General features: G+C 40.7%; 15 protein-coding genes. 1 reads left to right on the top strand and 14 read right to left on the bottom strand.

All coding sequences use genetic code 11. The features are described 5' to 3' along the window. Positions 1 to 70 precede the first annotated feature (70 nt). Positions 71 to 394: a nucleotide pyrophosphohydrolase gene (locus tag M3600_RS12715; protein ID WP_233314721.1), complete on the bottom strand. Its 324-nt coding sequence runs from the start codon at positions 392 to 394 to the stop codon at positions 71 to 73. Between the two features lie 253 nt (positions 395 to 647). Here M3600_RS12715 and M3600_RS12710 point away from each other — a divergent pair, with 253 nt between their 5' ends. After that, positions 648 to 1526 carry a YitT family protein gene (locus tag M3600_RS12710; protein ID WP_233313372.1) on the top strand — a complete coding sequence of 293 codons (879 nt, stop codon included), beginning with the start codon at positions 648 to 650 and terminating at the stop codon, positions 1524 to 1526. A gap of 26 nt (positions 1527 to 1552) precedes the next feature. Here M3600_RS12710 and M3600_RS12705 read toward each other — a convergent pair whose 3' ends face one another. From M3600_RS12705 to aroC, 13 genes are all read right to left on the bottom strand, one after another. Further along, a complete protein-coding gene (locus M3600_RS12705) occupies positions 1553 to 2776 on the bottom strand; it encodes an MFS transporter (protein ID WP_237941656.1) in 1224 nt (407 codons plus the stop codon). A gap of 140 nt (positions 2777 to 2916) precedes the next feature. Further along, a complete protein-coding gene (locus tag M3600_RS12700) occupies positions 2917 to 3591 on the bottom strand; it encodes a zinc metallopeptidase (protein WP_233313369.1) in 675 nt (224 codons plus the stop codon). 67 nt (positions 3592 to 3658) lie between these two features. Further along, positions 3659 to 4453, bottom strand: coding sequence for a sporulation protein YpjB (ypjB, locus tag M3600_RS12695; protein ID WP_233313368.1), 795 nt, complete (start codon positions 4451 to 4453; stop codon positions 3659 to 3661). Positions 4454 to 4532: 79 nt separating this feature from the next. Beyond that, the gene (gene lhaT / locus M3600_RS12690; protein WP_233313367.1) at positions 4533 to 5120 is read right to left on the bottom strand and encodes a lipoprotein heptaprenylglyceryl N-acetyltransferase LhaT; all 588 of its coding nucleotides are present in this window, start codon (positions 5118 to 5120) and stop codon (positions 4533 to 4535) included. 127 nt (positions 5121 to 5247) lie between these two features. Continuing rightward, a complete protein-coding gene (locus M3600_RS12685; RefSeq protein ID WP_233313366.1) occupies positions 5248 to 5796 on the bottom strand; it encodes a ReoY family proteolytic degradation factor in 549 nt (182 codons plus the stop codon). Between the two features lie 79 nt (positions 5797 to 5875). Further along, a complete protein-coding gene (locus M3600_RS12680; protein WP_233313365.1) occupies positions 5876 to 7138 on the bottom strand; it encodes a tetratricopeptide repeat protein in 1263 nt (420 codons plus the stop codon). Between the two features lie 12 nt (positions 7139 to 7150). Next, a complete protein-coding gene (locus M3600_RS12675; protein WP_237941658.1) occupies positions 7151 to 8053 on the bottom strand; it encodes a hypothetical protein in 903 nt (300 codons plus the stop codon). Between the two features lie 124 nt (positions 8054 to 8177). Continuing rightward, positions 8178 to 9464, bottom strand: a complete 1287-nt coding sequence (gene aroA / locus M3600_RS12670; RefSeq protein WP_251646271.1) for a 3-phosphoshikimate 1-carboxyvinyltransferase — start codon at positions 9462 to 9464, stop codon at positions 8178 to 8180. Positions 9465 to 9490: 26 nt separating this feature from the next. Continuing rightward, positions 9491 to 10594 carry a prephenate dehydrogenase gene (locus M3600_RS12665; RefSeq protein WP_233313362.1) on the bottom strand — a complete coding sequence of 368 codons (1104 nt, stop codon included), beginning with the start codon at positions 10592 to 10594 and terminating at the stop codon, positions 9491 to 9493. A gap of 28 nt (positions 10595 to 10622) precedes the next feature. Continuing rightward, the gene (gene hisC / locus M3600_RS12660) at positions 10623 to 11726 is read right to left on the bottom strand and encodes a histidinol-phosphate transaminase (RefSeq protein WP_233313361.1); all 1104 of its coding nucleotides are present in this window, start codon (positions 11724 to 11726) and stop codon (positions 10623 to 10625) included. 31 nt (positions 11727 to 11757) lie between these two features. Beyond that, positions 11758 to 12123, bottom strand: coding sequence for a chorismate mutase (gene aroH, locus M3600_RS12655; protein ID WP_233313360.1), 366 nt, complete (start codon positions 12121 to 12123; stop codon positions 11758 to 11760). 3 nt (positions 12124 to 12126) lie between these two features. Further along, positions 12127 to 13206: a 3-dehydroquinate synthase gene (gene aroB, locus M3600_RS12650; RefSeq protein WP_233313359.1), complete on the bottom strand. Its 1080-nt coding sequence runs from the start codon at positions 13204 to 13206 to the stop codon at positions 12127 to 12129. Beyond that, a complete protein-coding gene (gene aroC / locus M3600_RS12645; protein WP_233313358.1) occupies positions 13206 to 14378 on the bottom strand; it encodes a chorismate synthase in 1173 nt (390 codons plus the stop codon). Before aroC ends, aroB begins: the two co-directional genes overlap by 1 nt. Positions 14379 to 14454: the final 76 nt, after the last annotated feature.

The following is a 14454-nucleotide window of genomic DNA, read 5'->3' as shown; positions in this document are numbered from 1 at the left end:
TCTAATACGCTCCTTTTTATTGCATTCATTATGTATTATTGCATGTTTTTTTGGTTAGCAATTTTACTGCTTATGTTTCGCTTTCGTCCTTTCTTGTCCAGCGATCTTTATCTCTTGTGTTAAATTTATGCATAACTTTATTATGGGAATCTTCCAAATCAATGTTCAAACTGTTTGCTAAACAGATAAGAACAAAGAGCATGTCTCCCAGTTCATCGGCAATTTCCTTTTCATTTTCCGAAGCCTTTTTTGGCTTTTCTCCGTAATAATGATTAATTTCGCGAGCCAGTTCTCCCAGCTCTTCAGTCAGTCTGGCAAGCATCGCCAGCGGACTGAAGTAGCCTTCCTTAAACTGTCCGATGTATTCATCCACTTCTTTTTGAAGCTCTTGCATTGTCTTCAAATCTATTCACCTCTAAAAACTGCATTATTCTGCCTATTCCCCTTCATGTTAGCTAACATTTTCTTTTTTTACAAATGTTTTTGATTATTATTTTTCGGAAAAAGGACGGCGCCCGTCAGAGCTGGTTTTTCCGTAATGAAGATTGCTCATACAAGACCGATTCGATATAATGGATAGGCTTCAATATAATTGGTTCATACTAAGGTTAAATGATGACAGCTATACATAGAAAGCAGGCGAAAAAATGTTTAAGACGTTAAAGCTCAAAAATATTTTCTTCATTGTGCTCGGATCAGCTATATTTTCTTTTGGAATTGTCCATTTCAACATGCAGAATAATTTGGCAGAGGGCGGATTCACAGGTATCACCCTTTTGTTATTTGCAAGATTTAACTGGGACCCTTCGATAACAAACCTGATTCTAAATGTACCGCTCTTTTTTCTTGGCTGGAAACTGCTCGGGCGCAATGTCCTTATCTATACCATTATTGGCACGGTAAGCGTGTCTGTATTTTTTTGGTTCTTCCAGCTGCCCCAAATCGAGCTTCATATACCACTTAAAGAGGACTTAACACTTGCTGCTTTGTTTGCAGGAACCTTCATCGGTATTGGGCTTGGCATTATCTTTCGTTTCGGCGGCACAACTGGCGGAGTCGATATTATTGCGAGACTTGTTAATAAATATTTTCACTGGAGTATCGGCAAAACGATGTTTTTGTTTGATGCCTGTGTTATCACATTATCCTTGCTAACATACTTAACTTACAGAGAAGCCATGTATACCCTTGTTGCTGTCTTCGTAGGAACTAGGCTAATCGACTTTATGCAGGAAGGTGCTTATGCCGCAAGGGGGGCCATCATCATCTCAGACAAAAATCCAGAGATAGCAGATAAAATCTTAAAGGAAATGGACCGCGGTGTTACCGTCTTAAAAGGACACGGTTCATTCACTAAACAAGATAAAGAAGTTCTTTACTGTGTTGTTGCTAAGACAGAAATTGTGCCGCTTAAGGCCATTATTACAAGCGTTGATCCTCATGCCTTCGTATCAGTGACTGTTGTTCATGATGTATTGGGAGAAGGCTTTACTTTAGATGAATATAAAAAGCCGATTGAACATTAAATGAGGGGGAAAGCTCCCCTCTTTTTTTATGGTCTATGGTGGATTTCTTTTATGCGTGCATCGCTCGGGAGCAAGTATGTGAGTACTCCTAGTAACGGCAGCATACTGCAAAACACCATAATTGTTTGAAGGCTGTATACATCACCAATCACACCGAAAATAACCGCTCCTAATGCTCCCATCCCAAATGCCAGACCGACAATCAGTCCTGACACAAGGCCAATCATACCAGGCAAAAGCTCTTGGGCATAGACAACTGTAACACTGAAGCTTGATTGCAGAATAAAGCCAATAATAACCAGCAGCGGAGCTATACACCATTGAGGAACATATGGCAGCAGCAATGCAAATGGAGCAGAACCAATTAGAGAAAATAACAGGACTGTTCGTTTGCCGAACCGGTCTGCGAGTGGTCCGCCAAAAAATGTACCAGCTACCCCTGCAGCCATAAACAAGAAGACATATATTTGGGCGTGTTTAATTGTGCTATCGAATTTTTCTATCATATAAAAATGAAAAAAGTTATTAATGCCTGCACCATACCAAGATCTGGCGAAAACTAAAAAGATCAATAAACAGATTGCCACAATAACTTCCTTGTTCCAGCCACTTTTTTCTGTTTTAGCTGTTTTTTTCTTGACTGCCGGCACCTGAACGACAAGCTCTTGCTTATACCAATTTGATACAAAGAACAAAACAAGCATGCCCAATGCAGCTAACAGTGTAAACCAGATTGTACCAAATTGGCCTGTGCCAATAAAAATGAATGCTGTAAATAACGGAGCGAGTGACTGGCCGCCATTCCCGCCGACTTGGTAAATAGATTGTGCCAGCCCTCTTTTATTCCCTGCTGCCATGTACGCAACTCTAGAGCCTTCAGGGTGAAAAATAGCAGACCCAAAGCCAATGAACAAGACAGACAGAAGCACACTGATAAAATTAGGTGCTAGTGCTAGACCAAGCATTCCGAGCATGCTTGAGAACATAGCAATTGGCAAAAAATAAGGAATTGGCTTTTTATCTGCCAGCACTCCAAAAACAGGCTGCATGATAGAGGATGTAATATTAAGCGTAAACGCAATCCAGCCTATTTCTGTATAATTCAAATTCATAGTCGGTCCTATAATCGGAAATAAGGCCGGCACAACCGATTGCATGCAATCATTGATGAAGTGACCTAAACTGATGGCAAAAAGGATTCTGTATACAGTTATTGGTTGAGTATTATGTATTGCTCTTTCAGCCTGCAATATAACCCTTCTCTCTGTTAGTGATTAAGGAAAATCAGATTTATTATACAACTATCTTTCGATTATGGAAATAATCTTTAAGAAACTTTCAGAATATTTCTTCGGAAATAAAAAAAGTCTATGGAAATAAAGTCCATAGACTAATCGTTGCGCTGCATACCTGTATATATCATGATAAGTCTCAGCAGTTCAAGGACTGCAACGGCCGCGGCTGCAACATATGTTAAGGCGGCAGCGTTCAACACCTTTTTCGTTTCTCTTTCCTCATCATTGCGGATGATTCCTAATGCAACCACTTCATCCATAGCACGGCTTGATGCATTGAACTCAACTGGAAGTGTTACGAATTGAAACAATACTGCTGCTGCCATAAAAACAATGCCCAATAGTACAAAATTGCTTGCTCCAAGGATAAAACCAATCAAAATCAAGATCCACGAAAAATTGCTCCCTATATTAGCAACTGGTACTAATGCGTGACGAAAACGTAAGAAAGCGTACGCTTGCTGATCCTGAATAGCATGGCCGACCTCATGTGCTGCAATTGCAGCAGCTGCAACTGAAGACCCGTGGTAGTTATCAGTGGAGAGACGAACAACCTTTGATCGCGGGTCATAGTGATCTGACAGCATCCCTCTCGTTTCTTCTACAGATACATCATATAATCCATTAGAATCCAGTATTCTGCGCGCCACTTCTCTTCCTGTCATCATGGAGGAAGATGCCACTTTTGAATACTTTTTGTAAGATCCTCTTACTCTCATTTGTGCCCATAGAGGAATGATGAGAATGATTATAAAATACACAATAAACATGCTTTTTCCCCCTATTCTTCGTTAGTATATTATAAATTGTAAGCAGGGAAATCTCGCAAGTCAATTATTAAGGCCGTTTGTGCCTTCTTCGCTTTTCTTCCTTGTCTCCTAAATATTTTCTCCATCCTACATAGGATAATGTAAGGATAATGATGCTTCCAGTTGAAATTATTACCCACCATAAAGATGGATCTGCCTCATCTTCATATACCTGGTTAAAAACATCCTCAAGCTCTGATTCCAACTCGTCCAATTGCTTTGTTTCACCTTTTGTAAAAATTTGCAAGCGGTATGTATCGATATAATCGACCATCGTATTTAATTTTTGAAATTGTGCTGTTGTCACATCAAGCTTCAAGCTTGGATTAATGATTTGATACAATGTTAAAAACGAGTTCAGTTTCGCTTCATATTCCTGCTTATCGTTAGTGACAGCAGCATCTTTCATGTCCCGGTAGGAAGCCATCACCTGTTCTTCCATTTGTGTCCATAATGGCTCTTGCCCTGACGAAACAGCATCAACTGCAAGCCTGAACTTGATTGCCGAGTTAATCCGTTCATTCGTATCTGCAGAAGGGCTAGTAATTGCCTCAACCGCTTCATCACGAGCTCCGGTCAAAATTTGCAGTTCATCCATCGTAAAGGTACGCTCTTTCTGTCTTACGATGCTGAATTGATTGGAAAAATAATCAAGAATTTTTTTTGCATCGTCATATCTTTCTGACTTAACCAATTGCAGTGCTTCATCTGATAATGTATCTAACTCGTCTATAGGCGAATCTTGGTCTGCATATACAGATATAGAAATAGGCGTAAGCAGGATTAATAATATTAATAATACAACCAATTTAGCCTTCATCATACTTGTCCCTCCCCGATATACTATTAGAAATGTATGTCAGGAAGGACAAGGTTAGACTATAAATTTAAAACTATGTACACTAAAGAATGGAAAGCGTCGTTTTCCTTTTGGCAGCATAAAAACAGATGCCAATACTTACGATACTAAGCCAAAAAGTAAAATAACCAATTTTGTCCATCGACTGATCAAGAATACTATAATTCGGCATCATCGAAAATACATAGTCAATAACATCATTATGCAATGTCCATACCGCCGCAATGGCTGCATGCTGCCATTTAATCCGATAATACGGTAAATACAATAATCCTTGGACAGCCATTGCTCCGTGCGAAACAATCAGCATCATGGATTCAATCTCTAATTGGCCTGTTTTGGCGTATACAAGGAGATTCATCACAACCGCCCATATTCCGTATTTAAACAGTGTTAGAAGCGCTAAAGCTTCAAACAATGGGGTGTTCTTCCTTAGTAAAAACGCTATTAAAACAAACATAAAAAACAGGCTGGCAGTCGGACTGTCCGGCACAAATAATAAGAAGATCTTGGGCGTCTCCGCCAACTGAAACCTATACCAATAATAGCCATAGATTGTCCCAAGTGTGTTAACGATGAGGAGCAGCCAAATAAACGACCGATTTCCTAATATAAGCTGTACCCATTTCATGTTAGGCAGCCACCTCTTTCAAGATTTTTCATTTCCCTTTATAATAGCATAATTCGGAATTCTATCTCTAATTTTTTCACGACAAAACAAAAAAGCGGTATGACTAGTCATACCGCTTTAAACACTATTATTCAGTACTTTGCAATTGCTTCAGGCGATCTGTCAGCTCGCGGAATGCACGCTCATCTCCGTTATCGAGAGCCTCATCAATCAGTTCCAGCAGCTTTTCCTTTTGGAATTTTTCGATGCTGGTAACAAGGAATTGCTCAGCAATATAACGGTCCTTCTCACTGATTTCCAAATTCTTAGGCATGAAAGGATTTTCTACAAGCACAGCCGCATACTGATGCGCCTTATTGGAAGCATAAAAATTCAGTTGGATATAGATGTCTTCATCTCTGTTTAAGCGAATATCGTGAAAGGATTTTTCCGCATCTGTCGTCATGACATTTTCCTTATAAAAGCGAAACGGAACTTCATCAACACAATGCGTTGACATCACCAAGCCCCTAGGGCATTTCTCGGCATTTTCGACGAAATGCACTTTTTCCATAAGCTGATCATGACTCATCAAATAATTCAAAATCCATACGCATTCTCTTCTTTTCAATTGATAGTGATTCAAAAACCAACGAATGAAGTCTTTTTTTTCGTTGACAGATACAGGGGTTTTCATGTTTGTTTCCCTCCTCTGCTTGCAACCAAGTTTTTAGTTTTAACACCTTGATCCTAAATTCCAGCGAATAAAGGCTTAATTACTCGCCGCTTGTTAAGCGTTGAACGATTTCGATAAACTCTTCATTGCTCGGGTCTTTTTCTAATAGGCTACTAAACACTTCTGCAGCTTCCTGTCTTTTTCCTTCTTCCAAAAGAAAATAACCATAATCATATAAAAAGTCTGGGAGTTCTTTAAAGAAAGTATATGCTTCTTGGTATTTGTTTAATGCCTCTGAATAATTTTCTATTCCTTGCAATGCCTTTGCCCCATCCCATAACAGCTGAGGCTCCTCTATATCTTGAGAATCCATAAGCTCTACCAGCTCGATAATATCCCCAAAACGGTCTTGCGTTAAAAACAGCTTATTTAAGAGCAGCACGCTTTCGGTGAATTCAGGGTCAATTGCCAAGGCTTCTCTGAAATACTTCTCAGCGTTCGCTTCGTCCCCTAGCTTTAGTGAAAGCTTTCCTCCAAGCAGATAAAGCTCCTTATTAAACTCATCATGCTTAACACCATCTTGAACCGTCTCAAATGCTTCTTGAAGCATTTCCTCTTGTTCGTAGCTTCTAGCTAAATATAAATACAAGGAATGGAAATCAGGATCTAATGTTTTTACTTCTTCAAATCGGTTAATAGCAATTGTAAGCTGTCCTGCCTGCAATGCTGTCAGCGCTAAGTTAAACAGTGTGTTAATTTCAATCTTTTCTTCAAGGGCAAGCTCATAATAATTAATCGCTTCTTCAAATGCGCCGCCTGCGCTCATATTGTCGGCAATTCTTCCATTAACATTAACTCCGCCGACTGTTGTTTGCTCTGGTACAACTGTTTGATAGGCCTTAATGGCGTCTGCAATTCGGCCTTGTTCAGAGTATAGCTCCCCTAAAGCGAAATCAATAATTACCTCATTAGGAAGGATTTTTTTCGCTTGAAGCAGCTTTTGTTCACTTACTTCATACAGCCCGTCCATTTGGTAGAGATCTGCTAACAGCAGAAGGCTTTGCGGGTAACTTGCATCTTCAGGATTGATTTTTTCCAGCTGTGAAATAGCCTCTTCCTCATTGCCAATTTCCATTTCAGTTTCAGCGAGTAATACTAATAGTTCGCCTTCTTCTGGATAAGCTTCCAGCAGCATCTTAAATAAAGCTTTTGCCTCATCAAGGAAGCCGAGCTGAAACAACTCCTCCCCTAGTACGAATCTTTCTTCATTTGAACCTTGGCTGAGTATCTCTTCATAATATGATAAAGCTTTAGCTTGTTGACCATTTTCTAATAACGTCAGTATTTCGTTTACTCGTTCCATTTTGTATCCTTTCTAAACTCCTCCTGTGCTAAAGAAGGAAGGTACTTTTATTTCCATCTGATCTCCAAATCCAGGATGGTAGAACACTTTTTCACCAGCTCGAACGCATACACCTTTATGGTAGGTGACAAGTATCTTATTATAATGATAATGGTATAATTCCTTTTCATCAATATTTATGATTGAGCGGCTTTTTTCATAAAGATTATAGGTAACTTCTCCCCCTTGATAAATATTGCCTTTAAACGGATAAATTCCTATCTTGATAAGTGCCTCATAGGAGATAATATCATTTTCCATTAATTCTTTCTTAAGAGAAGAAATATTGGCATCTCGCATGATGATTGACCATGCTGTTTGCGCTTTTGTCCGCTCCTCTTCGTCTTCCATTAAAAATTGGGGGATCAGCGGACAATTAAACGGGAAAGCTGCCTCTTTTATCCAACCCCAAGGAACTTTATATAAATCTTCAGCTTGATTAATTTCCACGATAACAGCTGGAATTTTTTCTTTTTTACAAGATCTGATCAGACTTGCTGTTAGGATTTTGAGGGGGATTTTAATACATATAACATAATCGACGGCACAATTCAACAGCATATTTTTTGTCTTTTTTAGTTCGGCCGATAGCTCTCGTTCCTTTCTGACATCACATGCTGTCAGGACCATTGTGCAGCCCCTTTTTATCATAGCTTGAATATGCTCCTTTTGCTCACTCGGCTTCAGTTTTGTCACATCATTATCGTATACAATAGGTGTTGGTGTCATAATATACGAATTTCCGTCCATTCTTATGCTGCGCTCCTTTGCGAAGCGCTCCTTCAATGCATCAATCCGATTGTCTTGAATGAGCATGGAAGTCTTTTTTAGTGACTGTTTTTTTAAAATACTTATATTTTCAATGATATATGCCATATACCCACCACCAAGCTTTTTAAGACAAGCTATGATAATTTTGGAGATTTTATGACTAATGTTTTTACCATAGAAAAAAGAGGTGTTTTTTAGACACCTCTTTTTTCTTCCTTATTTTCACAGCTTAAACTGTCAAGCTCTCCATATGTTCGAAGAATGATGGATATGAAACGGAAATTGCCTCGGCGTTTTCAAGGATAATATCCCCTTCTGTTACTAATGATGCTACAGCAAGCATCATGCCGATTCGATGGTCGCCGTGGCTGTCGACTGCAGCACCTTTAAGAGTAGCACCTCCGCGGATAATCATGCCATCTTCTGTCGCTTCAATATCAGCACCAAGTTTTTTTAATTCATGGACAACCGTATCAATGCGGTTCGTTTCCTTCACTTTCAGTTCTTCTGCATCTTTAATGACAGTTGTTCCTTCTGCTTGCGTTGCCAGCAAAGCAATAATTGGGATTTCATCAATCAATCTAGGGATAATATCGCCTTCAACTGTTGTACCCTTTAAAGAAGAAGCCTCCACTTGAAGGTCACCGGATGGTTCAAACTCATCCTTAGAGTCAATAATTGTAACTCTCGCTCCCATTTTTTCAAGAACATCGATAATTCCCGTTCTTGTCGGATTTAAGCCGACATTTTTTAATGTAACAAAGCTGCCTGGAACAATGCTTGCAGCGACAAGGAAGAATGCTGCAGAAGAGATATCACCAGGCACGTGGATATCTGCTGCCACAAGCTTTTGACCGCCTGTAACCTGAATATTTTGTCCATCTACACGAATATCCCCGCCGAATGCTTTGATCATTCTTTCCGTATGATCTCTCGTTGACACTGGCTCCACAACTGTTGTTGTACCTTCTGCCTGTAAACCTGCAAACAAAATAGAGGACTTCACCTGAGCACTAGCCACAGGAAGTTTATAAGAGATTGCCTTTAGTTTTTGTCCGCGAATGGAAAGAGGCGTGAACTCTCCGTTGCTTCTTCCATCGATTTTTGCACCCATCTCTTTAAGAGGGTTGACCACTCTGGTCATCGGACGTTTGGCGATGGAGCTGTCTCCTGCCAATGTGCTGTGAAAATCTCTTCCTGCAAGAATTCCCGACATCAATCTGATTGTCGTGCCGGAATTCCCTACATCAAGCAGTTCGTTAGGCTCCTTAAGACCTGCAAGCCCATTAGATTCAATTATCACTTTCTCATTATCATGCTGAATGTTAACACCGAGCTTCTTAAAGCAAGCGATTGTGCTTAAACAATCTTCTCCCATTAAGAAATTTGTAACGGTCGTCTTTCCCTCTGCAATTGAGCCGAACATAACAGAGCGATGGGAGATAGACTTATCTCCCGGTATAGCGATTTCCCCTGCAAGCGGCCCTTGTGCTCGCTTCAACTGTTTTTGATCCATATTATCACCTTAATCCATACAAGTCTTTATCCAATAGAGGTCTCGTAGTTGGAATATGCAGCAATACAAGCCTGCGCCCTTGTACGATCCTCTTCTGTCTGGAAGCTTATCACTAACACACCGTATATTTCTTCTCTTGTTTCCACAATACGAATATTGGTGATACTAATATTTTCCTTAGCCAAAAACCCTGTTACTTCAGAAATAATCCCTGGATAGTCAGGAACATCTACATATAAGTCATAGAAGGCAGGAATCGCACCCTTTTGGTTTTGCGGCAGCTCATCTCTGACATTTTTCGCTTTTTGGAAATAATCAAAGATTTCACTTGATTCCTCTTCCCTAATCAAATGCCTTACCTTCTCCATCTCAACCACCCAGCTGTCAAGGAGCTCGAGCAGCACTTCTTTATTATGAAGAAGAATATCCCGCCACATCGCAGGGCTGCTTGAAGCAATTCTTGTTATATCCCTGAATCCTCCAGCAGCAAGCCTTGTCACAAGCTCGTTTGTCTTGCTGGTTGCATCCGCTTGATGAACAAGAGAAGCTGCCACGATATGAGGCAGGTGGCTGATTACGCCTGTCAATAAATCATGCTCTGCTGGTGATACAACAAGAAACTTCGCATTTGTGCCAGACAGCCAATCCATCAATAATGGCACAGCATTCTTATCTGTTGTATCTTCAGGAGTTAACAAATAAAACGCATTTTCAAACAAAAGTGCTTTGGAGGCAGACACTCCGCTTTTATGAGAGCCGGCCATTGGATGACCACCAATAAAAGTGATGCCCTTTTCTTTTAACAGATGAGATTTCTCGACGATTTTGCCTTTCGTGCTTCCTACATCTGTTACGATGACCTGCTCTTTCAAAGGTAATTGCGCCAATTTCTCCATCATGATTTCCGCTTCCCTAACAGGGGTTGCAATAATAATCAAATCGGCATCCTTAGCTCCTTCTTCTAGCGTATCGACTGAATCATCAATGACTCCAAGCATTTTGCCAAGCTTTTTGTTTTTCTCGGCTATATCAAAACCAATAATAACAGTATTTGGATATTTATTTTTTATAGAGAGAGCGAGTGATCCCCCAATAAGTCCCAATCCGATAACGAAGACGCGACCATTCATCCTATCACCGCCTTCTTTTCTTCTAAAATCAAATGGCTGCTGCTTTCTCTTGCAAGAACTTGGCAAGCACATTGATCAAGCCTTCGTTCTCTTCTTTCGAACCAATGGTGATGCGGACAGAAGTCGGGAATCCTAGCGGTACTCCAGAACGGACGATGTACCCATGTCTCATCAAGTATTGGAACACTTCATTGCCGTCGACTTTAAAATCGACTAATACGAAGTTTGTTTGGGAAGGATAATAATTCAATCCATGCTCTTCACAGAACGTATACAGCTGCTGAAGGCCTTCTCTGTTTCTGATGCGGCAGTTTGTTACAAAGTCCTGGTCTTTAATGGCAGCTTGTGTAGCAATTTGCCCTAAAGTATTCACATTAAACGGCTCTCTGATAGGCTCAAGTGTTTGAATTAGATTCGCATTTGCCACACCGTAACCTACTCGGAAGCTTGCAAGTCCGTAAATTTTGGAGAATGTGCGCAGCACGATTAAGTTATTGAACTGTTTAGCAAGCTCCAATGCATCATAATAGTCTTCAGCAATAACATATTCATAATAGGCCTCATCCAAAACTACAAGAACATCCTCTGGTACTTGCTTCAAAAAGCTAACTAATGAAGATTCTGAATTATACGTTCCTGTCGGATTATTAGGACTGCAAACCCAAACAACACTTGTGTTCTCGTCAATGTGCTTAAGCATTTCCGGAAGATCATGTTCTCCTTTTTCCGTAAGCGGAACTTCTCTGACTTCAGCGCCGTCAACAACAGCGTTATGCTTGTATTGCCCAAACGTGTGGCTTGCCATCACCGTATTTCTGCCAGGTTTTAGCAAAGCTCTTGAAATCATTAAAATAAGATCATCTGAACCGTTTCCAAGTATAAGCTCTTGTGGGGAGACTTGAAGAAATTCAGCAAGTGCGTTACGCAGATTTGTCGCATATCCATCTGGATATAATGCAAAAGAGCCGTCCACTTCCTTCAGGCTTTCGATTACTTTCGGCGAGCTGCCAAAAGGATTTTCATTTGATGCCAGCTTTACTATTTTTTCTAGATTAAATTCTCGTTTTACTTCATCAATTGTTCTGCCTGGCTGATATGCTGTAAGATTTAGGAGCTGCTCTTTCCATTTCATTAACTTTCACCTCTAATAATGTATGGTTAATTTATTTTTCTTTAAGGTCTGGTCTTAATTGAATTGCTTTTTCTAAATAGATATGATTGATGTCCTTTTGTGGGGTATCTGTATTAACATGCATCATGATGCGGATACACTTTTGCAATGCATTAGGCACATCAATTTCCTTCATGCACATTACCGGCACATATGTCCAGCCCTCTTGAAGACGAATCACTTTAGCAGGAAAGGCGGACGTCAAGTCGTCCGTGACGGAAACGAAAACAGAGGCAACATTATCAGCTATTATCGCATTCTTTCTTATCATTTCCTTCACAAGTTTTTCTGCTGCATCCAGAATCACTGTTTCTTCATCCACTTCAACTGTGATTGCTCCCCGTATTCCTCTAATCATGATTTATTCTCCCTTAAATATATGTAGTTCTTCTCTTAATTCTTGTTCATCCATTTGGACAAGTTCAGGTGTGCCTATACTCTTTAGCAACACAAAATGAATTGTTCCTTTTACGGATTTTTTGTCCTGCTTCATACGGTCAAGTAAGGCTTCCACACTTAAGCTGCTTGGCACTTCTGTTGCATAACCTAAAGTTTTGAGCCAATGTGTAAAGCGGCTACTATCGAAATCCAGTCCAAGCTTCTTTTCACTTAAACGCAATGCAAACAGCATGCCAATTACGACTGCTTCACCATGGGACATATTTCCATATCCCATTTCCGCTTCTATTGCATGACCTAAAGTATGACCAAAATTAAGGTAGGCACGGACATTTGCTTCCTTTTCGTCCTGTGCCACGACATCGCTTTTCACTAAAATCCCTTTTTCCAAAAGTACGGCCCATTGTTCTTCTGGCACACCCGCTAGGTCCGTAATATCGTTGAGCAGAGATTCATAAAACTCCATATTGCTGATTAAAGCATGCTTCATCACTTCACCAAAGCCCGATCTCAGCTCGATAACAGGCAGTGTTGCGATATAACTAGTTTCATAAAAAACTGCTTCCGGCTGATAAAAGGCACCTATCATATTTTTGCCAAGAGGATGGTTGATGGCCACCTTCCCGCCAACAGCACTGTCATGTGCAAGGATGGTCGTCGGAACCTGAATAAACGGAATTCCCCTCATAAAGGATGAAGCGACAAAACCGGCAAGATCACCGACAGCTCCCCCGCCTAAAGCTATAATCAGTGATTTCCTGTCTAGCTTTTCTTCAAGAGCAAAGCTGTGGCAGCCATAAAAAACATCAAATGTTTTCGCATGTTCTCCAGCAGGCACGATATGGGAGACAACAGGAAATGCTGTTATCTCCTTTTGAAGTGCTGCCAAATGCAATCCTGCAACTGTCTCATCTGTTATGATAAGTATTTTTGAGCAATTGGGAAAATGCTGCTGTAAAAAGGCATTCAGCTTTGAGACTGTGTTAGCACCGATAAAAACAGGATACGATTTAGAGCCTGCATTTACTTGAACTGTTTTCATTAAAATTCCCTCGCATATTGACGATGCTTTTCGACATTTTCAAGCAAACCGTCAAACCGATCAGAATAGAACTGATCAACAATAGCACATGCCAGCTCCCATGCCACTGCATTTTCAGCAACCACAGCTGCAGCAGGAACTGCACAGCTGTCAGAACGCTCAATGCTAGCAGCAAATGGTTCCTTCGTTTCAATATCCACGCTGTTTAAAGGCTTGTAAAGTGTTGGAATAGGCTTCATAACACCTTTAACAATAACAGGCATTCCTGTCGTCATACCGCCTTCAAAACCGCCTAAACGATTAGTTTTGCGCGTATAGCCTGCTTCACTGTCCCAGATGATTTCATCATGGACTTCACTTCCAGGCTTACTTGCCGCCTCAAAGCCGATGCCGATTTCGACTCCTTTAAATGCATTAATGCTCATGATTGCTCCAGCAAGCTTAGCATCAAGCTTCCTGTCATAATGAACATAGCTGCCAACACCCACAGGCATTCCTTCTGCGATGACTTCAACGATTCCGCCGATGGAATCTCCGTTCGCCTTCGCATCATCAATTGCCTGCATCATCTTTTTCTCTGCAACTGGATCTAAGCATCTGACAGGTGATTGTTCTGTGATTTCAATGATTTTGTCAATGGAAGGATATTCTGTCACTTCCGCCTTCACTCCACCGATTTCTAACACATGGGAGGCAACCTTAATCCCAAGCAGTGACAATAATTTTTTTGCGGCAGCACCTGCAGCCACTCTCACTGTCGTTTCTCTTGCAGATGAACGCTCAAGAACATTGCGCATATCGCGATGGCCATATTTAATTGCGCCGTTTAAATCTGCATGCCCTGGTCTCGGACGAGAGATTTTACGTTTAATTTCACTAGATTCCTCATCATCAATAGGCCCTTGACCCATGACTTTTGTCCAGTGCTTCCAGTCGTTGTTTTCCACAATAAGTGACACTGGCGATCCTAATGTTAGACCGTGGCGAATTCCGCCGCCGATTTCTGCAGTATCTGTCTCTATCTGCATCCGTCTGCCTCTTCCGTGCCCTTTTTGTCTTCTTGCAAGCTGTTCATTGATGTCCTCTGCTGTCAATGGCATACCAGCAGGCAGACCTTCTATAATGGTAATTAGTTTTGGACCATGTGATTCCCCTGAAGTTAAATATCTCATATCAAAATCCTTTCTCCCTTCAACGCTTTAAAGGAAATATGTTTCAATATATCATACGTTCGTGAATATGGATAGT

This window comes from Niallia sp. MER 6, from assembly GCF_023714395.1.
GTDB lineage: Bacteria > Bacillota > Bacilli > Bacillales > Cytobacillaceae > Niallia.
This window is presented reverse-complemented; position numbering and strand designations above follow the sequence as displayed.

Coding starts and splice junctions, on each gene's coding strand:
- M3600_RS12710 (WP_233313372.1), top strand. CDS start 648: ATGTTTAAGACGTTAAAGCTCAAAAATATTTTCTTCATTGTGCTCGGA.
- M3600_RS12715 (WP_233314721.1), bottom strand. CDS start 394: ATGCAAGAGCTTCAAAAAGAAGTGGATGAATACATCGGACAGTTTAAG.
- M3600_RS12665 (WP_233313362.1), bottom strand. CDS start 10,594: ATGAATGGTCGCGTCTTCGTTATCGGATTGGGACTTATTGGGGGATCA.
- aroA (WP_251646271.1), bottom strand. CDS start 9,464: ATGGATCAAAAACAGTTGAAGCGAGCACAAGGGCCGCTTGCAGGGGAA.
- aroB (WP_233313359.1), bottom strand. CDS start 13,206: ATGAAAACAGTTCAAGTAAATGCAGGCTCTAAATCGTATCCTGTTTTT.
- M3600_RS12680 (WP_233313365.1), bottom strand. CDS start 7,138: ATGGAACGAGTAAACGAAATACTGACGTTATTAGAAAATGGTCAACAA.
- hisC (WP_233313361.1), bottom strand. CDS start 11,726: ATGAAATGGAAAGAGCAGCTCCTAAATCTTACAGCATATCAGCCAGGC.
- lhaT (WP_233313367.1), bottom strand. CDS start 5,120: ATGAAATGGGTACAGCTTATATTAGGAAATCGGTCGTTTATTTGGCTG.
- ypjB (WP_233313368.1), bottom strand. CDS start 4,453: ATGATGAAGGCTAAATTGGTTGTATTATTAATATTATTAATCCTGCTT.
- M3600_RS12675 (WP_237941658.1), bottom strand. CDS start 8,053: ATGGCATATATCATTGAAAATATAAGTATTTTAAAAAAACAGTCACTA.
- M3600_RS12685 (WP_233313366.1), bottom strand. CDS start 5,796: ATGAAAACCCCTGTATCTGTCAACGAAAAAAAAGACTTCATTCGTTGG.
- aroH (WP_233313360.1), bottom strand. CDS start 12,123: ATGATTAGAGGAATACGGGGAGCAATCACAGTTGAAGTGGATGAAGAA.
- aroC (WP_233313358.1), bottom strand. CDS start 14,378: ATGAGATATTTAACTTCAGGGGAATCACATGGTCCAAAACTAATTACC.
- M3600_RS12700 (WP_233313369.1), bottom strand. CDS start 3,591: ATGTTTATTGTGTATTTTATAATCATTCTCATCATTCCTCTATGGGCA.